Annotated in this window: 21 protein-coding genes; 7 read left to right on the forward strand and 14 right to left on the reverse strand. The window is 53.1% G+C overall.

Translation table 11 applies throughout. The annotated features are described in order from the left end of the window. Positions 1-41 precede the first annotated feature (41 nt). From ABD949_RS20010 to ABD949_RS20025, 4 genes are all read right to left on the reverse strand, one after another. A complete protein-coding gene (locus tag ABD949_RS20010; RefSeq protein WP_345246289.1) occupies positions 42-1667 on the reverse strand; it encodes a SulP family inorganic anion transporter in 1626 nt (541 codons plus the stop codon). A 58-nt stretch (positions 1668-1725) separates the two neighbouring features. Further along, on the reverse strand, positions 1726-2019 hold the full coding sequence (locus ABD949_RS20015; protein ID WP_345246291.1) for a hypothetical protein: 294 nt from the start codon (positions 2017-2019) through the stop codon (positions 1726-1728). A 152-nt stretch (positions 2020-2171) separates the two neighbouring features. Beyond that, positions 2172-3548, reverse strand: a complete 1377-nt coding sequence (locus tag ABD949_RS20020) for a sensor histidine kinase (RefSeq protein WP_345246293.1) — start codon at positions 3546-3548, stop codon at positions 2172-2174. 3 nt (positions 3549-3551) lie between these two features. Next, entirely contained in the window at positions 3552-4235 is a 684-nt protein-coding gene (locus ABD949_RS20025; RefSeq protein WP_345246365.1) for a response regulator, read from the reverse strand. Positions 4236-4440: 205 nt separating this feature from the next. Here ABD949_RS20025 and ABD949_RS20030 point away from each other — a divergent pair, with 205 nt between their 5' ends. Continuing rightward, the gene (locus tag ABD949_RS20030) at positions 4441-5307 is read left to right on the forward strand and encodes a LytR/AlgR family response regulator transcription factor (protein ID WP_345246295.1); all 867 of its coding nucleotides are present in this window, start codon (positions 4441-4443) and stop codon (positions 5305-5307) included. A gap of 10 nt (positions 5308-5317) precedes the next feature. Here ABD949_RS20030 and ABD949_RS20035 read toward each other — a convergent pair whose 3' ends face one another. From ABD949_RS20035 to ABD949_RS20055, 5 genes are all read right to left on the reverse strand, one after another. Beyond that, complete coding sequence (locus ABD949_RS20035; RefSeq protein ID WP_345246298.1) at positions 5318-6757, reverse strand: serine hydrolase domain-containing protein; 1440 nt, start codon at positions 6755-6757, stop codon at positions 5318-5320. Next, the gene (locus ABD949_RS20040; RefSeq protein WP_345246300.1) at positions 6702-7193 is read right to left on the reverse strand and encodes a MarR family winged helix-turn-helix transcriptional regulator; all 492 of its coding nucleotides are present in this window, start codon (positions 7191-7193) and stop codon (positions 6702-6704) included. The genes ABD949_RS20035 and ABD949_RS20040 overlap by 56 nt, the downstream gene beginning before the upstream one ends. 175 nt (positions 7194-7368) lie before the next feature. Continuing rightward, the gene (locus tag ABD949_RS20045; protein ID WP_345246302.1) at positions 7369-8520 is read right to left on the reverse strand and encodes a serine hydrolase domain-containing protein; all 1152 of its coding nucleotides are present in this window, start codon (positions 8518-8520) and stop codon (positions 7369-7371) included. 37 nt (positions 8521-8557) lie between these two features. Continuing rightward, positions 8558-9157: a hypothetical protein gene (locus tag ABD949_RS20050; protein ID WP_345246304.1), complete on the reverse strand. Its 600-nt coding sequence runs from the start codon at positions 9155-9157 to the stop codon at positions 8558-8560. Between the two features lie 228 nt (positions 9158-9385). Continuing rightward, positions 9386-9856, reverse strand: a complete 471-nt coding sequence (locus ABD949_RS20055) for a hypothetical protein (protein ID WP_345246306.1) — start codon at positions 9854-9856, stop codon at positions 9386-9388. Positions 9857-10014: 158 nt separating this feature from the next. Here ABD949_RS20055 and ABD949_RS20060 point away from each other — a divergent pair, with 158 nt between their 5' ends. The 3 genes from ABD949_RS20060 (at position 10015) to hpf (ending at position 11993) form a co-directional block, all read left to right on the forward strand. Continuing rightward, positions 10015-10350 carry a hypothetical protein gene (locus ABD949_RS20060; protein ID WP_345246308.1) on the forward strand — a complete coding sequence of 112 codons (336 nt, stop codon included), beginning with the start codon at positions 10015-10017 and terminating at the stop codon, positions 10348-10350. Positions 10351-10509: 159 nt separating this feature from the next. Continuing rightward, positions 10510-11364 (forward strand): SDR family oxidoreductase, encoded by an 855-nt coding sequence (locus tag ABD949_RS20065; protein ID WP_345246310.1) that lies wholly within the window; start codon positions 10510-10512, stop codon positions 11362-11364. A gap of 257 nt (positions 11365-11621) precedes the next feature. Then, positions 11622-11993: a ribosome hibernation-promoting factor, HPF/YfiA family gene (hpf, locus tag ABD949_RS20070; protein ID WP_345246312.1), complete on the forward strand. Its 372-nt coding sequence runs from the start codon at positions 11622-11624 to the stop codon at positions 11991-11993. 76 nt (positions 11994-12069) lie between these two features. On the opposite strand, the gene metK is transcribed toward hpf, so the two are convergent. The 4 genes from metK to ABD949_RS20090 all read right to left on the reverse strand — a co-directional run bounded on the left by metK (position 12070) and on the right by ABD949_RS20090 (position 16483). Further along, positions 12070-13326, reverse strand: coding sequence for a methionine adenosyltransferase (gene metK, locus ABD949_RS20075; RefSeq protein WP_345246314.1), 1257 nt, complete (start codon positions 13324-13326; stop codon positions 12070-12072). A 115-nt stretch (positions 13327-13441) separates the two neighbouring features. Continuing rightward, complete coding sequence (locus ABD949_RS20080) at positions 13442-14611, reverse strand: lycopene cyclase family protein (RefSeq protein WP_345246316.1); 1170 nt, start codon at positions 14609-14611, stop codon at positions 13442-13444. Positions 14612-14707: 96 nt separating this feature from the next. Beyond that, positions 14708-15586: a lipoyl synthase gene (lipA, locus tag ABD949_RS20085; protein WP_345246318.1), complete on the reverse strand. Its 879-nt coding sequence runs from the start codon at positions 15584-15586 to the stop codon at positions 14708-14710. 141 nt (positions 15587-15727) lie between these two features. After that, complete coding sequence (locus ABD949_RS20090; RefSeq protein WP_345246320.1) at positions 15728-16483, reverse strand: hypothetical protein; 756 nt, start codon at positions 16481-16483, stop codon at positions 15728-15730. Positions 16484-16615: 132 nt separating this feature from the next. Here ABD949_RS20090 and ABD949_RS20095 point away from each other — a divergent pair, with 132 nt between their 5' ends. Then, on the forward strand, positions 16616-17044 hold the full coding sequence (locus tag ABD949_RS20095; RefSeq protein ID WP_345246322.1) for an OsmC family protein: 429 nt from the start codon (positions 16616-16618) through the stop codon (positions 17042-17044). Continuing rightward, positions 17020-17595 (forward strand): 2'-5' RNA ligase family protein, encoded by a 576-nt coding sequence (locus ABD949_RS20100; RefSeq protein ID WP_345246324.1) that lies wholly within the window; start codon positions 17020-17022, stop codon positions 17593-17595. Before ABD949_RS20095 ends, ABD949_RS20100 begins: the two co-directional genes overlap by 25 nt. Positions 17596-17694: 99 nt before the next feature. On the opposite strand, the gene ABD949_RS20105 is transcribed toward ABD949_RS20100, so the two are convergent. Further along, positions 17695-19095: a S41 family peptidase gene (locus ABD949_RS20105; RefSeq protein WP_345246326.1), complete on the reverse strand. Its 1401-nt coding sequence runs from the start codon at positions 19093-19095 to the stop codon at positions 17695-17697. A 267-nt stretch (positions 19096-19362) separates the two neighbouring features. Here ABD949_RS20105 and ABD949_RS20110 point away from each other — a divergent pair, with 267 nt between their 5' ends. Next, a complete protein-coding gene (locus ABD949_RS20110) occupies positions 19363-20826 on the forward strand; it encodes an amidohydrolase (RefSeq protein ID WP_345246328.1) in 1464 nt (487 codons plus the stop codon). Positions 20827-20884 lie beyond the last annotated feature (58 nt).

Consider the following 20884-nt stretch of genomic DNA (forward strand, 5'->3'; position numbering starts at 1 on the left):
TCATGATACGAGCCGACCTAATTCAGGTACACCTTTTGGATTCACTTATTCATTGATGGGATGAGTTTGCTCCGCTGCCCATTATGCCGGTGTGCCGGCTGTGGGTCGTCTTCCCGAAACTCCTGAACGAACAGCAGCCGGATATTACGCATCTGGGCCGACTGTCGGTAACTATCAATAGCGGCAATAACATCGCTGTCGATATACGCTGAATGCGTGCCGTCGATCTCAGCAATGGCGTTATCGGGCAGGTCACGCAGCACCTGAACCAGTCCGGCCTTGTGCAGGAACGTAACGTGGTTGCCCAGCAGGATCCTGAATCGCTCTACTCCTTTCTCAGTGTAAGTATGCACCTGGTAGCCATGCTGGTAACTATCGAGCAAGATAAAGAATATACCAACCAGCATGCCGACGAAAATACCGGTCAGCAGATCGGTTACCAGAATTGCCAGCACGGTTGTCACAAAAGGCAGAAATTTGGTTTTTCCCTGCTGGTACAGTTGCCTGAACACACTGACTCTTGCCAGCTTGTAGCCGGTTATCAGCAGAATTGATGCCAGCGCAGCCCAGGGAATCCGATTCAATACGCTCGGCAGGGTAATCACACAGACCAGCAGCAGGCTGCCGTGAATCAGAGCCGCCCGTTTGGTACGGGCCCCGGCGTTGATACTGATGGAACTCCGGACGATGATCGACGTAATGGGGATACCACCCACCAGCCCGCTGGCCAGGTTGCCGATGCCCTGTGCCTTGAGTTCCCTGTTGGTCGGCGTCTTCCGCTTCAGCGGGTCAAGTTCGTCGGTAGCTTCTATCGCCAGCAGGGCCTCCAGACTGGCAACCAGCGCAATAGCCAGCGCCGACAGATATACCTGCGGATTGGTTAGCTGCCCGAAGTCCGGGAACGTTACCAGGCCCAGGAAGCCAGCAACATCTTCGGGAACCGGCAACTGCACCAGATGCCCATCGCGAAGAACCCACTGCGGAAAAGCGCCTTTGAACAGTTCGTTCATGGTAATCCCCAGCACCACTACAATTAGGGCAGCAGGTACGCTTTTCAGCAACGGGTGTGTTTTAAAAACAGGACGCTCCCAGAGGATCAGTACCGCCAGTGATACCAGCGCGATCAGTATAGCCCCCACGCTTACCTGCCCCAGGGCTAACCCAAACTGTTCGATGATGTCGGCTCCGTCGGTCGGAAACAGCACAAACGCTTCTGCCGAGTCGACATCGTAGCCAACCAGGTGTGGCAACTGCTTAATGATCAGGATGATTCCGATACCGGCCAGCATACCTTTGATGACCGACGTCGGAAAGAAGTTGCTGATGATACCAGCCCGCGCGAAGCCAAGGCCAAACTGGATAATCCCGGCCAGACAGGTTGCCAGCAACACCGCCTGAAACGATCCGAGCGCTTCCATTGCACTCAGTACTACCATGATCAGGCCGGCTTCGGGGCCCGATATACTGAGTGCAGACCGGCTGCTCAGTCCAACGACCAGACCGCCCACTACCCCCGCAATGATTCCGGAAAACAGGGGCGCTCCCGAAGCCAGGGCAATTCCCAGGCAAAGCGGTACCGCCACCAGAAAAGAGACAAAGCCCCCCCTGAAATCACCCGCAATGGTGTTGATATCAATGGCTCCCCAAGGTTTTGCTGTTGCTTTCATCGATCTGAAAAAAAGTAAGGGCCTGCTGGCCCGTCGGGTACTACCAGTATGTGATCAGTTATTGCGACTTCGCCATGGTTGCGGAGCCGGCGTCTATGGTTTGAGAACTAGCCGGGTATCGATTCAGCGACGTCCGCATGACGGACAACTCCTGATCCAGTTGACGCTGCACTGCCCGGAGGGAATCCACCTGCCGGGTCGTCATCTGAAGCCGCACATCCCGATCAGCTTTCTGCTTCTCAAAACCAGTGTAAATATTCAGAGCGATCATGGCAAAGATCAACCCCCAAACTGTCCCCCAATTCACTATACTTCTGACTCCTAACCGATTACCACTTCTGTTCGTTTTCATAAAAGCAAAGTATCTGGTACAATTTATTTGACTGTACAAAACTACAGACACCTGCTAAAGGGGCCGTTAGAGAGCTGTTAGAAGATGATGAGAGGACAATTAAAGGCTGATGAAAAGTTGGTGAGAATTTGATGAAAAACCGATTAGAAACGTCAGGAAGTCGTGGGCAGGCGGACGGTAATGCGGGTACCGACACCGAGATCTGACTCTACCTCGATCAGGCCGTGGTGCAGCAGCACAATCCGTCGCGTCAAAGGCAGGCCAATGCCGTAACCCTTGACCTGCCGGGCGTTTTCGGCCCGGAAGAAAGGCTCGTAGATATACGGCATATCTTTTTCGCTGATGCCGATGCCCGTGTCTGAGAACCGGACGGTAGCCCATTCTTGATCAATGCCCAGCACCACCTCCACCTGGTGGTTGGCCGAAAACTTACAGGCATTTTCCATCAGGTTCAGAAAAGCCGAGATCAGCAGGGACTCTTCGCCTTTCACCAGCAGCGAGGGCTGTTCCATTTCCATACTTTCATCAAACGAAAACAGCACCTGATACTCGGGTTGCTTTTCTTTCAACATTTTGGCAGCCTGGTAAATGGCCTCGTCAAGGGCTACCTCCCGCCAGGCCATCGCGACTTCGTCGACGCTCACCTGCGCCAGTTGCAGCAAGTCGTTGGCCAGGCGGTTGATCTGCCGGATGGCATCCATTACGGTCCGCCACTTGGCTTCGTGCTCCTCAACGGTACGCGGTTTGATCAGCGTTACTTCAATCTGCCCGGTAATGATGGTCAACGGAGTTCGCAATTCGTGGGAGGCATTGGCCACAAATGTCCGCTGCAGGTCAAAAGCCGTCTGGATGCGGCCGAGGAGTTGATTAAAGGTATACGCCAGTTGGGCAATCTCGTCGTGGTCGTTTCCCGCCTTGACGCGCTGGTTCAGGTTGGAAACGGTGATGGAATCGACCTGGCGAATCACCTCGGAGATCGGCCGCAGCGCCCGGCCGGCATAGAACCAGCCGGTCAGGCCCAATAGCGTCAGGCTGAAGAGCAGTCCGATACTCAGGATGGTTCGCAGGTGGCGCAATTCTGTTAAGCCAAATTCATCGTACCCCGACGCAATGACCACCAGTTCATGCCCCTGATTGCTGTATGCCACTCCGATAATCTCTTTGCTATCGTGCTCAAACCTGACTTCTTTCTCCTCCCTGATCTGGTTCAGTATCCTGGGCGTTGGTATCAGTTCATCGGGCGTGTCGTCGCTGGCATATACCAGCTGGTTCAGGGGGTTGTACACCGTGATCTGTTCCTCGGGCAGTGTCGTCAGATTATGCCGGTCGAACAGCCGCAGTACCCGGGCGTTAAGTTCTTCAGAATGCATCAGCATTCGGGCGTTCCACCGGGCTTTGTCCACCAGCCGCGAATAAAAATCCTTCTGCCGGAAATAGGCTGACGTAAAGTAGATGGCAATCGTGAACAGGATCAGGTTGGCCGCCACCACCAACAGAAAATTAATGGAAAGTCTCGTTCGTACGTTCATTCATCAGTCGTCGGAGTCCTTCATAATATAGCCTATGCCACTGAGCGTATGGATCAGCTTGGGCGAGAAGTCTTTATCGATTTTCTTCCGCAGGTAATTTACATAGACATCGACCACGTTTGTACCGGTATCGAAGGTAACATCCCAGACATTCTGGGCAATTTCGGAGCGGCTCAGGGCTTTGTTGGGATGCTTCATAAAAAACTCCAGCAGCGCCAGTTCCCGGGCCGTCAGGTTAATCTTCTGACTGTCCCGTTTCACTACCTTGCTGTTCAGGTTCAGTTCAAGGTCGGCCATTTTGAGCACCACCGACTCAGCCGGAATGGCCGCGTACCGGCGGTTCAATGCCCGCAGCCGGGCCATCAGCTCCCGAAATTCAAACGGCTTAACCAGATAGTCGTCGGCACCGGCATCAAATCCCGTCAGTTTGTCTTCGGTACTGCCCAGGGCGGTAAGCATCAGGATAGGCAGGTCATGGTGCCGGTTTCGAACAATTTTGCAGAACTCAAAGCCGTTGACGATCGGCAGGTTGATATCCAGAATGATGGTTGAATAATCGTTGGCCGCCAGCATCTGCTGCCCAACCATGGCGTCAGGGGCGATATCGGCCTGTAAGCCGAAATCTTCCAACCCACTTTTGATAAAGGAAGCTACTTCTTTTTCATCTTCGACAATCAACAGGCGCATAGGTAGTATAGTTTGGTTCATAGTCATGAATGGCAATGGGTAGAGCATTTGCTGAATAAACCCGGAACCGGCTACTATGTTCTTTCGGGACAAGTAGTTAGGCCTGAAAAAGTAACGATAATCTCCCGGCAAACAAGCCATTTTAACAGGAAAACCCAGGGTATACCGGTAGCTTTTCGTTAAATTCGACCATTCGTTTACCCGTATGCATCCGATACAGTATCCCGATCGCTGGCTCCGGCTCGTTGGCGTGCCGGTTTGGGGGCTTATTTTCCGCCACATCGGTGAACCGGCCCCGCTGATCGATCTCCTTCGAAATCCCGTTTATTATGCCGATCTGGCCGTGTGCATCCTGGGTATGTTTCTGGTTTGGGAACTGAACCGGTGGCTTATCCGAACACTGGACCAGCGGTACTCCTGGGCGACGCAAACCCTGCCGCGCCTGATGATTCAGGGCCTGATGGCCTACAGCCTGACCGGCCTGCTGGTGCTGGCCCTCAGTTTTGTGTATAACGACCTGATCATCGACCGGCCGGCCCCGTTCAATATCAGCGTCGTATTCGTCACCGATATCCCTACCAGTCTGCTCTTCACCACCATCCTGCACCTGCTTTACACGTTGTGGTGGCTAATTGTTTACCACCGGCATACGGTAGCCGGACTGCAACGGCAGATTGATACACTGAAGACGGAGAGTGATAGGCGAACCGAACCGGCCGATGCCCGTAGTCCTGCAAAAAAAACCCTGCTGGTCAACCAGGGCCGGGGCTTCGTTCCGGTGCCAACATCGGAGGTAGCCTACATTTTTATCACAAACGAAATGAGCGTTGTCAAGACGGCCGATAACCAATCGTTTACCGTAGATGCCACGCTGGAGCAGCTAACCGAGCAGTTACCGGCCGAGGATTTCTTCCGGATAAACCGGCAGTTTATTGCCAACCGCCAGTGCATCCGCAAAGTCGAAAACGACGGTTCCGGACGCCTGCTACTGCAACTCCAGCCTTCCTGTAACGATGAGGTGGCCGTCAGCCGCCGACGCGCTCCCGAATTCCGGCAGTGGATGGGCGTATAGGTAATTCTTTTTAGTCTCTTCCCATCTTCGCCAGCATCAGCTTCGCCCAATAATTATTGGCATCCAGTTTCAGGGCCTGTTCAAAAGCGGCTTTGGCTTTTTCTTTGTCGTTCAGGCCGAAATAAGCGTCACCCAGCGCTTCGTATGGCCAGGCTGCGGTGGGGTTTTCCAGAGCCGCTATTTCGGCTAATTCCAGCGCCTGCTGGTGGCGTTTTACATCATTCAGGCCATTGAAGAGATTGATGTAGTCGCCCGTTCCGGGCTTGTATTCGTAGCCAGTCTTCAGAATTTCAGAAAAGCGGCTTTTTACATCGGCAAAGCCTTTTGTGTCAATATCGCTGATAACGGAGCGGACAAATTCGCGTTTCGGCATTTCGGTTTCACCGGTATAGACAATATCCAGCATCTTTCGGGATACCTCCTTGGGGTTCAGATGCTGATTGATCAGTACAACTACAGTGTAGCCGTCCTCCGGCACCAACCGCAGGTCGGCCGACGCCCCGGCCGACCCGCCGTCGTGTGATACCTGCGTTTTACCATGTTGCTGACTAATAGCCCAGCCATAGCCGTAGTCTGAGTCTTTCCGCTGCGCAATTCGGGGCGACCACATCTGCTGCCGCAGATCGGCTGGGAAAGTGGTTTGCACCCAATGCCCAAAGCGCCAGAGATCGACAGCATTGGCCATTAGTCCGCCATCGCCCATTGCCGGATCCTGACGGATGGCTACGGCCTGGTAGACTTTATCGGTCAGGAGTTCGTAGGGCATGGCCTCTTCGGGCGCTTTGAAACCTTTCGGAACCAGGTACGAATTGGTCATACCTGCTTTAGAGAATATGTAGTTCTGCAGAGTGGTGCCGAAGTCTTTTCCCGTTACCTTTTCAACAATCCGGCCCAGCAAAATAAAGCCCGAGTTGGAGTACCGGAACTGCTTCCCAACTGTGTCTTTGTCCGATACCCTGGCTACTACCATCGGCATCAGGTCGTGGTGCGATTTGGCTGTTGCCCGAATTGTGTCGTAATCCGGGTGCAGCATGTAGTTACCCGTATTGCCGGTATGGGACAGCAGATGATACACCTTAATGTTGTTGCCGTTCGGGATGTGGTATTCCGGCAGGTAGTCGTTCACCGGCCTTTGTAAATCCACCTTTCCCTCCTTCACCAGTTGCATCAGCACCGTTGCCGTGAGCGCTTTGCCAACCGACGCAATAGTAAAATTGGTCGTCGGCCTAATGGAGATCTGCCGCTCCCGGTCGGCCAAACCGAAGGCTTTATGATAGAGTACCCTGTCTCCTTTTGCCAGTAAAACCACGCCGGAGAAGTAGCGTTGGTCGACGTAGCGCTGCATCAGCCCATCCAGGCGATTGGTCAGGTCTGACTGGGCAAACATCGGGGCATTAGCTGCCAGCAGCATCAGGCTGGCCAGCCAGCTTTGTTTTGCGAATCGTGTCATGTTTGTGTGGTGTGGATAGACAATTGGTAAAAATTACGTCGAGAATTATCTTTAGTTGGTCAATATCTTTTTCGTTCAGTCCTTCCAGCGCCAGACGCCGGTAGTTATGCACAATGGGCGTTACCACGTTCATCAGCCGCTGGCCGGATTCGGTCAATTGCATATCCAGCTTCCGGCGGTCGCTGGCGCTCGGCGTCCGTACAATCAGCTTCTTCTTCACCAGCAATTCGATAATGCGCGCCACCGATGCCTGATCCTTGAATATCCGCTCACCGATTTCCACCTGTCCCAGTTCCGGCGAATCGCGGATGACGTTCAGTACCAGCCACTGGTCTATGGTAATATCAATACCAGCGTGATCAATATGTGCCTGCGCAAACTGCCGGTAGCGCTTTATGGTCTTCTCGAGTGAATAAAAAATAACTTCGTTCAGCATAAGGTTAAGCGTTCGTATTTCAAATTTCTATGATATATCATATAAATACAACACTAATGTAAACTTTTTTAGTAAACGGTAAAAAGCAAAGCGAACCGATCGCCTTAGGACAATCCGTTTGCTTTGCTTTTACCCAGGTTTTTAGCTCTCTATTTTTATGACTGCTGCGATATGGCTACTGAAGTACGCGCTCAATTATTCCCTTATTGGCCGGAATGCCTTTGTTCATAAAGAGGACGACGGTGGCTTGACGCGCCGGGAAATACAGCCAGTTGGCGTCTATACCTATAACACCTCCGTTATGTCCATAGCCAGTTGCCAACGGAAGATTCCAGGTTTCCATACCGAAGCCGTATTCACAGTCACCATTCGGGCAGGACGGCAGCCGGACCGATGACTTCATCTCCTCCAGCGAGGCTGCGCTGAGTAGTTTACCCCCAAACAGCGCGTCGGAGAACTTCAGTACGTCAGAGACGGTGGTAATCAGGCCACCGGGGGCTCCGCCATCGTCGTAAGCCCGCTCCCAGTCGCTGACGTCCAGCAGCCGGCCATCGCCGTACAGGTCGAAATAGCTGCGGGCTACGCGGGGGTCGTTGCGCTTTTCAAGGTAAGAATCCGTCATACCGGCGGGTGCCAGAATACCTTCCTGCATAGAGTCCTTCAGCGATTTGCCGGATGCTTTCTCGATAATCATCCCCAGTAGCAGATAGCCGGTATTGCTGTACCTGTATACATTCCCGGGCTCGCCGTAGAGCGGCTTTTCGTAGATGAACCGTTGCAGAATCTTCTCCGGCTGCGTCATATCGGCGTCCTGCGGCCGGTTTATCAGCGCCAGTTGAAACGGTATGTTATCACTACCGGTGTTGAGAACCCCGCTGGTATGGGTCAGCAGGTGCCGGATGGTTATTTGTCCGGCTTGCGGGATGGTACCGGCCGTTTGCGGCAGCCATTGGCTCAGCTTATCATCCAGTTTCAGTTTTCCCTGTTCGGTCAGTTTCAGGACCAGGGTAGCCACCAGGGTTTTGGTGATGCTGCCCACGCGTATCCGTTCATCCCCACGCATCGGGGTCTGGTGCTCCAGATTCGATTTGCCAGTCGCTCCGATCCATAGGCCATGGGTTGGGGTTTTCACCAGCATGATGGCACCCGGTGCCTCGTGTTGCTGCCGGTATTTCTCCAGTTCACCCTGGTAGAACGAATGCTTAGGGTGAAGACTGTAATCCGCCCGGTTGTCGGCCGGGGCCACTGGTGCAGGAACGTCGGTATCGCAGGCCAGCAGGCTGCTCATAATCAGGGCGTACCCAACGAATGCATGTACTTGTTTCATGGTGTTGTTTTTCTTGTGTGGATAGTGACTACTAATTTTATCGGCTCAGACTCAGGCGGGCACCTACGTGCAGGGCTTTATGCGGCAATACCGGTACGTCCTGAACAACAGGCATCTCGCCAAACACTTCATAGCGGGAGAATACCGAAGTGCGCTGATTGATGCGGTAGCCGGCACCGAGCCCGAGCGTAGGCATGAACTTATGCAGGTGCGGAGAGACTCTGGTGAATTCACCGCCTGCTGACCGGTACATCGGCACCGTCGGGATCAGGTGGAGGTACCCACCGCCGATGGTAGCATCCAGGTAGAGCGGCCCTATGAATTTCCGGTACCCAAATTCACTACTCACAAACAGGCCGTGATGCAGAGCGCGGTGATGGTAATATCCGAGGTTTACCGTCTGGAAAAGCTGTGAACCGGGCCGGTTGCGATAGTACAGTTCTGTACCAATGCGTACGCCTACGTTCGGCTTCTCAAAAAAACCTTTGAATGTAGGTAAACTGATGGATTCGGAGAACACCGATACGGTAATCGGTGAGGAGAGCGGGCGACGGGGACCGGGCGCATCCTGCGCATTGGATACCCCTGCGGCCATACTTGCCCAAAGGATGAGCATAGCGAGTACTTTGCGTTGCATGTGTTTGACGTTTTTGTGTGGATAGAAATTTACCGGGACAAAATTCGGCCTAAAAACGATGCTGTGGGGGTTTTCAAGCGCCGAACGGCATGGAAATGGACCCGAACGACCTGAACGGCGGGGTAAAGCGCCGGTTAAAAATGCTGAATGGAAGAGCTATTTTCGGCTACCAAAAACAAAAAGCCGGGTACTTGCCCGACTTTGATTAGCTCTAATTACAGGAAGCCGTTATGACTCCTGCTTTTTATTACGCTCATCAATTCGCGCCTGTGCTTTTGGGCTGATGGCTCCCCGGCGGGTAAGGGTCCGTATCTTGTCGACCGGCCGGAACCGCAGGGCCGTCCAGTCTTCGTCAATAGAAATCTGCCGGACGGGTTCAAAGTTATGCTGCCCCAGACTGGCCCAGCCGCTATCGCGGTTGAACTCACATTGGTAGCGTTTGGAGGTACCCTTGGGGTACGATATCCAAAGGCCCCCGTCATCGGCCAGAAGCGCTACCGCAACCTGGCTGTAGCGCTCTACCTCATCCAGCCTGGTGGCGAATGCCTGGATAAAGCCATACGATGTGTCCTGCGGCTCGGTATGGATGGCATGGGGCAGGCTGCGAATCTTCGTCAGGTAGTCGGCGGGGGCGTTCAGGATCAGCAGGGGGCCGGCGGTCCTGATCTGAAGGTTTTTGATGAATTTGAGTTCTTCCATAGCAGCCTGTTTAGCAGAATTTTGTTGTTTTGTCGGGCGGACGAATCAACGAAAATCTGCTTTTGTTTGCAACGGCTTGTCCCTTCCAATAACATTTCTGCTGGTGACAGGCCGTCTTTTCGTTTAGCTGTCAATATTCATTTTGTATAACCTCAGTTATGATTGATACACTCGAATCCTGGTCAAAACGGGACCTGCTGGCCCTGATTATGATATATGCCTCCAACGCCGATCTGACGGTGACGGAAGAAGAACAAAACCTCGTGAAGCGCAAGATCGGCTTTGACCATTTTAAAACCGCCCATGCTTTCTTTGAAAGTAACTCCGACTACGAGACATTACAGGCTATTCTTCAGTTAAAAGATCGCTTTTATCCCGGCGAACGGGGCAAAGAAGCTATTATGGAGTATCTGGAGGAATTATTTGACTCCGATAGCGAGTACACCGGCCATGAACAGATTTTTCAGCGGTATCTGAGCCGCCTGCTTGACTAACCCAAAGAGCCGGATCCATTCCGGCTTTCTTTTTTCCTGCCCATCAAAAAGGGCTCCGGCGGCCTATAAACTACCAATTTGATAGATTTTCATAAACAACCGGACCAGCTTTGGGCTTTACCCCATGAAGCAATACTTAACTCAACGCATTGTATGGAAATGGAAACTAAAATCCCTCCTCAACACCAGGAACAGCAACCCGGTCTGGAGCATGAAATGACACCCCGGCCGATCTACATCCGCGACAGCTATAAAGGGGCGGATAAACTTAAAGGAAAAGTAGCCCTCATCACGGGAGGTGACAGCGGTATTGGCCGGGCCGTAGCCGTTCACTTTGCCCGTGAAGGTGCCGACGTAGCCATTGTGTATACCCCACAGGAGCAGGAAGATGCCCAAAAAACCAAAGCCGAAGTGGAGAAAGAAGGAAAGCGCTGTCTTTTGTTGTCCGGCGACCTGCGTGACCCAAAATTCTGTAGCCAGATCGTTGCCGATACGGTGAAGGAGTTTGGTAAGCTCAACATCCTGGTCAACAACGCAGCTGTGCAGTATCCCGAAGAAAGCTTTGAGGATATTGCCGACGAAAACCTGGTGGCTACGTTTGAGACCAATATTCTGGCCATGTTCCGCGTGACCAAAGCGGCCATGAACCACCTGCAGGAAAATGACTCCATCATCAACACAACATCGGTGACGGCCTACCGGGGCAGTGAAACCCTGGTCGACTACTCCTCGACGAAAGGAGCCATTACGGCCTTTACCCGTTCGCTGTCAGGCAACCTGGCCGAGAAGAAGATCCGCGTCAACGGCGTAGCGCCCGGTCCGATCTGGACTCCGCTAATCCCGGCTACTTTTGATGAAGAGCGGGTGGCAAGCTTTGGGCAGGATACTCCGCTGAAGCGGCCCGGCCAGCCGGCCGAAGTAGCACCGGCCTACGTCTTTCTGGCCAGTGAGGATGCTTCCTACATTACCGGCCAGGTCATTCACATCAACGGTGGCGAAATCATTAACGCGTAACCGCGCAGCCAATAATGAACGAAAAGTCCCGGATCGGTCCTGACGGAGCGTTCCGGGACTTTTCGTTCATATAGAAGAATGATTAAACCTGCCTACCTTGATAAGACAAACACTTAGCAAACAATCACTTACAGAGATCTGGCTGGCTGCGGGAAAATTTATTCAATAATAATGAGCGTTATCCTTGACACGTATCCATCTGTTTCTAAACTTAGGCAGTCCATAGGCATAATTTTTCAACTTAACTGTGTGACACTATGAGACTACAGATTAATGCCGTACACTTCTCGGCCGATCAGAAGCTCCTTGACTTTGTTCAGCGGAAACTGGATAAGCTGGATACGTACTACGATCGGATTACCGGCGCAGAAGTGTTTTTAATGCTGGATGGTGCATCAAGCAACAAGGTAAAAGACAAAGTTGTGGAAGTGAGGCTGAGCATCCCCGGCAAAGAAATCTTTGTATCCGAACAAGACAAAACCTTTGAAGGCGCCACCGACCGCCTGGTGGACGTACTGAAAGATAAACTCGTACGCTTTAAACAAAAACGAAACGGACATTCCCGCCAGGAAATCGTGGAGGCCAGGGCCCAGATGCGCGCCGAAGCCGTAGAACCCGAAGAGTTATAATCTTACCGGCCTGGAACCAAAAAGCCGCCCCGACACCGGAGCGGCTTTTTGCTGTCTATCGCTCAGAACCGGCAATTTACGCCAACCCAAACGCTTCTTTGATCTGATCGACATAGTCTAGTTTCTCCCACGTAAACAGCTCCACTTCGACCTCTTTAGTCTGGCCGTTGGTGCCGAATACTTTCTTCACCACCTGATTCTGCCGGCCCATGTGTCCGTAAGCGGCCGTCTCGGAGTAGATCGGATTACGCAGTTTCAGCCGCTGCTCAATGGCGTACGGGCGCATATCAAAGATCTCTTCGATCTTTTTGGCAATCTCACCATCGTTCATATCCACCCGGGCCGAGCCGTAGGTATCAATAAACAACCCGCAGGGTTTAGCAACCCCAATGGCGTACGATACCTGCACCAGCACCTGATCGCACAGCCCGGCGGCCACCATGTTTTTAGCGATATGGCGCGTAGCGTAGGCAGCCGAACGGTCTACCTTGGAAGGATCCTTGCCGGAGAAAGCGCCACCACCGTGCGCGCCCTTACCGCCGTATGTATCCACAATGATCTTACGACCAGTCAAACCGGTATCGCCGTGCGGACCACCGATCACAAACTTACCTGTTGGGTTGATATAATAAGTAATATCGCCGGTAAAGAGCGATTGCAGTTCGGGCTTCAGTTTGGCTTTGACCCTGGGCAGCACAATGTTGATCACATCGGTCCGGATAGTTTCCAGCATGGAGGCATCCGAGCCAAAATCGTCGTGCTGCGTCGACACCACAATGGTATCAATCCGGATAGGCTTATGATCGTCGCTGTATTCAATGGTCACCTGTGACTTGGCGTCGGGACGCAGGTAGGTCATCAGGTTCGTTTCGTGGTTGCGGATATACGATAACTCCTGCAGGATCTTATGCGCCAGATCCAGCGGCAGCGGCATATAGTTTTCGGTCTCGTTAGTCGCGTAACCGAACATCATCCCCTGGTCACCGGCTCCCTGCTCTTCGGGATTCGATCGTTCAACACCCTGGTTAATGTCGGGCGACTGTTCGTGGATGGCCGACAGGATACCGCACGAATTAGCCTCAAACATATACTCGCTTTTGGTGTAGCCAATCCGGCGAATGACTTCGCGGGCAATCTTCTGGACATCCAGGTAGGTATTGGTTTTTACCTCACCAGCCAGCACAACCTGACCCGTGGTTACCAGCGTTTCGCAGGCTACCTTACTGGTGGGATCATACGCCAGAAAGTGATCAATTAACGCATCGGATATCTGATCGGCAACTTTATCGGGGTGTCCTTCGGAAACCGATTCGGAAGTGAATAGGTACGGCATCGGTACTGAGTTCTGCTTTGTTTCGAACCGCAAAGCTAACGGATATTTGATAGAGGCCAAAGTTCATTACTCACCGGCCCAAAATTCTCCTTCTATGCCGTTTGCCCAATGCTGTTCAGATCAGGCTCAGCACCCGTTTTCGAAAAACATCGAGTGCGGCTACGGTAAATTCGCCCAGCGGCACGGTAGACATAATGTTGAGCTCTTCCCGAAAGGTCGTGTCTTCGTCGAGGAAGGCCAGTACCTGAGCAGGCTCGTTCCGGCGAAAGAGCCGGGCAAAGACTTCGCTGCCGGGGTAGCGGTGGTTGGCCAGCACGTTCAGCAAAATGCTATCGTACAGCCGGTGCCGGCGCCGGAACCAGCTTCGTTTCTTCAACGGCTTCCCGATGGTGAGCAGGTTACTGACAATTTCCTGGGTATATCGCTGGGTACGCACAAAGGTGTAGCCGGTAGAGGCTTTTGTATACCCACCTGCCGTACCGATGCGGATGATCCGTTTGCCGATGCGTTCGGGGGTTCGTTCGTCGCTCATCGGAATCACGCCGAATTCCTCGTGGCGGATTTCATATTCCGCCAGGCCCAGGGTGTGCTGAATGTAGTGTTTAAGCTGCCCGACATACTCTTCCGGCGGAAGCAGTTTGTCCGAAAACAGGGTAAATTCAACCAGCGCTCTGGTGGTCGACAACGGCAGAATATAAAAGAACCGGGAGTCGTTATCCTGAAATACCCTGAAGTCCATCAGCGTAGCGCGGTTCGTATCAAATACCGGCTTTTGGGTTTCAATTTCCCAGCCTTTGAAATGCTGGAGCAGGTTATGCCGGTTCGGGTCGGTAAGCTTCAGCGCGTAGGTACTGTCGAATACGTAGTCCGCGATGTAGGTGGTGGCCTCGTCACCGGCGATTACAAAAGCGCCTTGGGGGGTATTGGTAATCCGGTGGATGGTCTGGTTTACGAATTGAATATTCTCGTTCTGGAGCAGGTCGTTCATCACATAGGTGTAGAAGTCGATGCCCCGGATCATTTTGTACCAGTACTCGCCGAGGTTCAGTTGCGCCGAAAACGTGGGTTCATAGAAGTCAACCACCTGCCATTTGCGGTGAACGATAGCCTCAAACGGGTTCCGTTCGCCACGCTCCCAAAAGCACCAGGTCCGGTCGTTGGTTTTCTTTTCTTCTTTATCGATGATCAATATGGATTTATTCCGGAGAACAGACTGGTTGAGGTAGTACGCTAAACTCAAGCCCGCCATTCCGCCCCCGGCAATGATGAAGTCGTATCGGCGCATGAAGGTGGTTTTCTCAAAGATAAGAGCCCGGTGCTAAAACAAAAAAGCGGCCGACACTCTGTCAACCGCTTCCGGAACCCCGTGGTTCAAAATGTATTAGAAGACGTGGCGCTCGGCATGGTACGACGACCGCACCAGCGGACCGGATTCTACGTATTTCAAACCGCGCTGCAGGCCTTCTTCCTTATACAGGGCAAAGGTCTCCGGATGAATCCATTCGATCACCTCGTGGTGCATTTTGGTCGGTTGCAGGTACTGACCCAGCGTCAGAATGTCGAGGCCGTGCGCGACCAGGTCGTCGATGGCTTTCAGCACTTCGTCTTTGGTTTCACCCAGTCCCAGCATAATACCGGATTTGGTGCGCTTCCCAAACTCTCTGGTCCGCTGAATCTGCTCCAGGCTTCGCTCGTATTTAGCCTGCGGACGTACCCGACGGTATAGCCGCTCCACGGTTTCCATATTGTGCGACACCACTTCCTGACCGGCCGAAATCATGCGGATCAGCGCGTCCCAGTTGCCTTTTACATCCGGGATCAGCGTTTCGATGGTTGTTTCGGGCGATACTTCCTTGATCGCCCGCACCGTCTGGTACCAGATTTCGGCACCGCGGTCTTTCAGTTCATCCCGATTAACCGAGGTCAATACCGCGTGTTTTACTTTCATGAGCACGATGGCTTCGGCTACACGCCGGGGCTCATCGGTATCATATTCGTTGGGCCGGCCGGTGGCTACGGCGCAGAACGTACAGCTTCGCGTGCAGACATTACCCAGGATCATAAAGGTAGCCGTGCCGGCTCCCCAGCACTCACCCATGTTCGGGCAATTACCGCTTTCGCAAATGGTGTGTAGTTTATAGGTATCGACCAGCTTACGAACTTTGGCGTATTCCGGGCCGATGGGCAGCTTTACCCGCAGCCAGTCGGGCCGTTTTGGTCTACGTTCTTTTTCGGAGGGTATTACGGGGAGTTCAATCATGACAAACTCGTTCTCTTTCCTGTAAAATGAAATTTACGGCGGTAAAGTTCGGGAAAAAGACGATAGACAAAAGACATTGGACGGTAGACTTTGCTAAGCAGTTAGTCTAAGGTCCAATGTCTTTTGTCTATCGTCTCTTGCCTATTTCTTCGTACCAAAAAACAGCGTGGCGTAGCCGGAGGTAAAGAAGTTGCGGTTGGTGGTGTTGGGAATGATAACAATTTGTTTGGGGAACGCTTCGGCCAGAACACCGATTTCAATGCCGGTGGTATTGTTGCGAAATGCACTCAGTTCGAAGCTAACAGCAGCTTTCACGTTTACCCCGACCGTCAGTTCTGATTTCCCAAATCCCTGAAAAAAGCCGCCGGAACCAATAATATTTTCGGTTGGCGAGTTGGCGAGCGCCGGCCGGTACGGAATGTTACGGGTCTGGTTACCGTACGAAACCTGAACGTAGTATGGCTTAATGATACCCAGCGAAGGGCCAGCTGCCAGGATGGCGTTAATAGCGACGCCTTCGTCGGCATTGCGCCGGAAAAGGGTCAGTTCACGGCCATACTGCGGTCGCACGACAAACAGGAAATTCTGTTTGCCGTAAATATACCGGGAGCCGGAGATAGACGTCTGCTGCTGGATTTCCTTAGGATGCTTTACATTGACGACTTCGACGCTGATGTACCGAAACTGCTTTTTGCCAAACATTGTACCGGGCAGTAGCTTCGCCTGCCGGAAGGCAAACCCACCCAATATGCCCGAATTGGTATTGGTGGTAACCCCATAAGTTGTTACCGAGGTGTAGTTATCTTCGTCCGAGTCGGCTGTCTGTGCTTTGGTACTGCCGAATACCAGCAGCCAAAGACCGGCCGAGGCCCATACTACCTTACGTAGAGATTTCATGACAGAATGTAGGATCGTGAACTAAAAATACAAAATTACCAGCAAATATCAAGACTTTACCTCCACCCTACTGGCTTAACTAACTGGTTATTTTTATGTTTGAATAATTAGCGAACATAATTCATTGATTTCATGGCAACAATTCACACGGTTTACCAGGGCGGTCTGCGCACTGAAGCAACGCACCTGCAATCCGGCACCGTTATTACCACCGACGCACCCACCGACAACAACGGCCGGGGCGAAGCCTTCTCACCTACCGACCTGGTCGCCGGCGCTCTCGGTAGCTGTATGATGACCATCATGGGCATCCGGGCCCGGCGCGACGGTATCGAACTCACCGGTAGCGAGATGGACATCACCAAAATTATGACCACCGAAGGACCGCGCAAAATCGCCCGCATTGAGATAAATCTAACGATGCTGACCCCCGAAGAATTGTCACCGGAGAAAAAAGCTGAACTGGAACAGGCCGCCCATACCTGCCCGGTAGCGCTCACCCTCCACCCTGATGTGCAGCAGGTAATTCAGTTTGAATGGAGAGTCACCGAGAAGGTTTGATCAGTCAAACCCCGCAACTCTTTTTTGTTGCGATACTGCCGGACGAACAGATTCAGCAGGAAGTGACGGCGTTTAAACTGGCGGCTGCGGAGCAATTCGGCAGCCGCCACGCCCTGAAGTCACCCCCGCATATTACCCTCATCCCGCCGTTTAAATGGTCAGCCGACGAGATGCCTGTCATTCAGGAATCCTTGACGGCGGCCGCGTCTCAACTGGCACCGTTTCCGATCCATCTGCAAAATTTCGATCATTTTGGCCAGCGGGTTATTTTTGTTGATGTAAAAACTGACGAGTCGTTGGTCAACTGCTACCAGCTCACGGCAAACGTTTTTCACCAGCACCTCGGCATCACACCCGACACCCGCCCGTTTCACGCCCACATGACCGTTGCTTTCAAAGACCTCCAGCGGAAGGTCTTCCGTGACGCCTGGGCTTATTTCTCCCAGCAACCTTACGACCGAACTTTTACCGCCCATGCCCTTACGTTGCTAAAGCATACCGGGCAGAAGTGGGAAGTATTGGAAACAGGATTAATGAATAATGAACGATGAACAGAGGTCAGCCTGCGAAGCCATTATTCATTGTTCATTAAAAAAAGCAGGCCGATAACATCAGCCTGCTTTATACACCCACAACACACAATCAACCTTCTACTTTGCAGCACGAAGTTGATTTTTTACTAGCTGTAGTGCGTGTTCCAGCACGGTATCTTTATTCGATCGAAGGTCTTTGATGGTCTGGCTGACCGGAATATTCGGTTGAATGCCTTTGCCTACCCACTCGGTACCGTTGTAAAAGGTATCGCGTTTGGTGCAGATGATGGCGGCTCCGCCACCGGGTAGGTTCACAAATAGCGGGTTTCCGGTGCTTCCGGAGGTAGGCTCGCCAACGATGAGGCCGCGCTGCATCTGCACAAAGGCCGACAGAAAGTCCTCAGCAGCTGAGTTGGTCTTGGCACCGGCCAGTATCACCAGCGGAACGCTGATGAAGTCAGTACTGTCTTTCCGGGTAATGTTGTATATGTATTTATCGCCGGTCCAGCCGAGTTTCTCGTGGCCCCACGACCGGTGCGCCGGTTTGTACTCGCGGGTTTCCCATTTACCCATCGGAAAGTCTCTGTTCGTGAACCGGGCCAGAATATCCCAGCCGTTGGCGCTGTTACCGCCCCCATTTTGGCGAACATCGAGGATGACGGCTTTAGCTTTTTTCAACTGCGGGTAAATGGAGTCGAATTTGGTGACGATACTCCGGTCATCGAAATACGTCAGTGATACGTAAGCCACCTGATCACCGTACCAGCGGAAGTCAAAATCGCGTCGGTTACCCATGGAGGTCTCGTTCATCTGGCTGGTATTCCGGTTGGGCAGTGTACGGGTAAAGGACTTGCCGCTGCCATCGTCAAAAGTGAGTCGCACAGAATCCGCTTTGTTACCCAGCAGAAAGGCATAATCGTAGCTGAACATCCGGCGGTTCTGCTCGGTCGAGCTGCTGATATAGGGACGAACGGCGCGGTTGACATACGCATGTACGTCTTCGCCGTTGACCTTTGTGATCTCCAGACCCGGCCGGATGCCCAGTCTGGTCAGGTTCAGGTCTTTCAACCCGACCACCATCGCTTTGCCTTCAATCAGGGCAGTCTGGATGCCCGGTTTTCCCCGGCGCTCCCGAATTACGCTGGGCGGAATCACCCAGGTATGGCCGTCGTTCAGCTGAGCCATCATTTCCTCCAGCGTCTGGTAGTACTGTTCGGTCGATGCCGTTTTCAGAACTTTTGGAATGTAGGCGATATAGAGGCTATCCCAGTCGAGGTGGGGGACTTTATCAAAGTAGGCAAAGTTGTATTTCGTCTCCGACCAGACCTGCGCCAGACCGGCCAGTCGCTGCTCCCGGCTGAGGGTATCCCGGTACGGCACCGCCCAGGCTGGGCTGTTGAACCGCGCTCCCTGCTGATAAAGCTGTTCGGCGGTAGGGCGAACGGCCGTTTGTGCCTGCGCGAAGGTTGCCGCACAAACGGCCGCTGCGATAAGCGATTGATTCAGTATGGCTTTCATGGGTGTGGATCGTGCTTCTCGTGTACTTGATGAAACAAAGCTACAACCTGCCTGCCCGCTCCTCTAAATATATATGGCCGAAACGGCATTTTATGCCGAAGAATGACCAAAGAGCGTCGATGAAACCGACTGGTAACGTAATTAACAAAGCCGCTTTTCAACGGGCCGCAGCGAAAATCGTTGCGGCATTCATGGAAAAAGTTTAATTTGTGAGGATGTCCGGCCTGGTGGTCGTTCAACAAAAACAATCCGACTAAAGAATCTGGAATGAACAAACTGAACACGCAATGGATAGGGCTGCTGGCCTTGACGCTACTTGGCCCAGTGACCTTCGCTCAGCCTAAAGCCCCTAAAGATCAGGAAAGCATACTGACTGGTCTGGAGAGTAAGACGGCCCATTATGGCGCGGTAGCCAAACAAATCTGGGACTTTGCCGAGGTCGGCTATCAGGAGGTAAAAAGCTCGGCCCTGTTGCAGGAGGAATTGAAGAAGGAAGGATTTGCCGTGCAGGCTAGTGTTGCGGGTATCCCTACCGCCTTTGTGGCCACGTACGGCAGCGGCAAGCCGGTCATCGGCATTCTGGCCGAGTATGATGCCCTGCCCGGCCTGGCGCAGGAAGCAACACCCGAGCGTAAACCCATCGACGGTAAAAAAGCCGGTCATGCCTGTGGCCACCATCTGTTCGGAACGGGCTCGGTGGCCTCAGCCATTGCAGTAAAGAACTGGCTGCAGAAAAGCGGCAAAAGCGGCACGGTAAAACTGTATGGAACCCCGGCCGAAGAGGGTGGCTCGGGCAAAGTGTACATGGTGCGCGAGGGCCTGTTCAACGGAACCGATGTGGTGCTCCACTGGCATCCCGGCGACAGCAACGGCGCTGACCCGTCTACCTCCCTGGCGAATATATCCGCCAAATTCCGGTTCCGGGGCATATCGGCCCACGCAGCCGGAGCCCCCGAGCGCGGCCGCTCGGCCCTGGACGGCGTAGAAGCCATGAACCACATGGTAAACATGATGCGGGAACATATTCCGTCGGATACGCGGGTGCATTATGTCATCACCAAGGGAGGTGAAGCGCCAAACGTGGTACCCGATTTTGCCGAAGTGTACTACTACGCCCGGAACAAGAACCGGGAAATTTTGCAGGACGTCTGGAAGCGCATCGTGAAAGCCGCCGAAGGCGCGGCACTGGGTACCGATACCAAGATGGAGGTGGAGATTATCGGTGGGGTGTACAATGTATTGCCCATTGAATCGCTGTCACGGCTGATGCACAAGAACCTGAGTATGGTAGGCGGAGTTACCTACACCGACGAAGAAACCCGGTTTGCCGAGAAGATTGGCGAAACGTTTGGAGCTTCCTTCGGTTCGATCCGAAAACCACAGGAGGCTGCCAGGGTAGGTACGTTTTCAACCAACGACCCCACCAGCGGGGGCTCTACCGATGTTGGCGACGTAAGCTGGGCCGTACCAACGGTAGGTATGCGGGCCGCCACCTGGGTGCCGGGTACCGCAGCGCATAGCTGGCAGGCGGTCGCGGCCGGGGGTACCAGCATCGGCGTAAAAGGGATGATGGTAGCCGCCAAAACGCTTACCCTCACTGCCATGGACCTGTTTAACGACCCAACGCTGATCACCAAGGCCCGCGCGGAGTGGGAAGAGTTGCGGGGTAAGAATTTTAAATACGAAGCGCTGTTGGGGCCGAGAAAGCCGGCGCTGGATTATCGGAAGTAAGCTTTTCTTTTGTCATGCCGACGCAGGAGGCATCCTGACACTACTGAGGTACAAAGCC

It is taken from the genome of Nibrella saemangeumensis, from assembly GCF_039541915.1.
Classification (GTDB): Bacteria; Bacteroidota; Bacteroidia; order Cytophagales; family Spirosomataceae; genus Nibrella; species Nibrella saemangeumensis.

Bases quoted from the DNA above. Each gene is read 5' to 3' on its own strand.
- ABD949_RS20100 (WP_345246324.1), top strand. From the start codon at position 17,020: ATGGAGAGTCACCGAGAAGGTTTGATCAGTCAAACCCCGCAACTCTTT.
- ABD949_RS20030 (WP_345246295.1), top strand. From the start codon at position 4,441: ATGCATCCGATACAGTATCCCGATCGCTGGCTCCGGCTCGTTGGCGTG.
- ABD949_RS20055 (WP_345246306.1), bottom strand. From the start codon at position 9,856: ATGGAAGAACTCAAATTCATCAAAAACCTTCAGATCAGGACCGCCGGC.
- ABD949_RS20060 (WP_345246308.1), top strand. From the start codon at position 10,015: ATGATTGATACACTCGAATCCTGGTCAAAACGGGACCTGCTGGCCCTG.
- ABD949_RS20040 (WP_345246300.1), bottom strand. From the start codon at position 7,193: ATGCTGAACGAAGTTATTTTTTATTCACTCGAGAAGACCATAAAGCGC.
- ABD949_RS20010 (WP_345246289.1), bottom strand. From the start codon at position 1,667: ATGAAAGCAACAGCAAAACCTTGGGGAGCCATTGATATCAACACCATT.
- ABD949_RS20025 (WP_345246365.1), bottom strand. From the start codon at position 4,235: ATGCGCCTGTTGATTGTCGAAGATGAAAAAGAAGTAGCTTCCTTTATC.
- ABD949_RS20035 (WP_345246298.1), bottom strand. From the start codon at position 6,757: ATGACACGATTCGCAAAACAAAGCTGGCTGGCCAGCCTGATGCTGCTG.
- ABD949_RS20020 (WP_345246293.1), bottom strand. From the start codon at position 3,548: ATGAACGTACGAACGAGACTTTCCATTAATTTTCTGTTGGTGGTGGCG.
- ABD949_RS20110 (WP_345246328.1), top strand. From the start codon at position 19,363: ATGAACAAACTGAACACGCAATGGATAGGGCTGCTGGCCTTGACGCTA.
- ABD949_RS20050 (WP_345246304.1), bottom strand. From the start codon at position 9,157: ATGCAACGCAAAGTACTCGCTATGCTCATCCTTTGGGCAAGTATGGCC.
- hpf (WP_345246312.1), top strand. From the start codon at position 11,622: ATGAGACTACAGATTAATGCCGTACACTTCTCGGCCGATCAGAAGCTC.
- lipA (WP_345246318.1), bottom strand. From the start codon at position 15,586: ATGATTGAACTCCCCGTAATACCCTCCGAAAAAGAACGTAGACCAAAA.
- ABD949_RS20045 (WP_345246302.1), bottom strand. From the start codon at position 8,520: ATGAAACAAGTACATGCATTCGTTGGGTACGCCCTGATTATGAGCAGC.
- ABD949_RS20095 (WP_345246322.1), top strand. From the start codon at position 16,616: ATGGCAACAATTCACACGGTTTACCAGGGCGGTCTGCGCACTGAAGCA.
- ABD949_RS20065 (WP_345246310.1), top strand. From the start codon at position 10,510: ATGGAAACTAAAATCCCTCCTCAACACCAGGAACAGCAACCCGGTCTG.
- ABD949_RS20105 (WP_345246326.1), bottom strand. From the start codon at position 19,095: ATGAAAGCCATACTGAATCAATCGCTTATCGCAGCGGCCGTTTGTGCG.
- ABD949_RS20080 (WP_345246316.1), bottom strand. From the start codon at position 14,611: ATGCGCCGATACGACTTCATCATTGCCGGGGGCGGAATGGCGGGCTTG.
- metK (WP_345246314.1), bottom strand. From the start codon at position 13,326: ATGCCGTACCTATTCACTTCCGAATCGGTTTCCGAAGGACACCCCGAT.
- ABD949_RS20015 (WP_345246291.1), bottom strand. From the start codon at position 2,019: ATGAAAACGAACAGAAGTGGTAATCGGTTAGGAGTCAGAAGTATAGTG.
- ABD949_RS20090 (WP_345246320.1), bottom strand. From the start codon at position 16,483: ATGAAATCTCTACGTAAGGTAGTATGGGCCTCGGCCGGTCTTTGGCTG.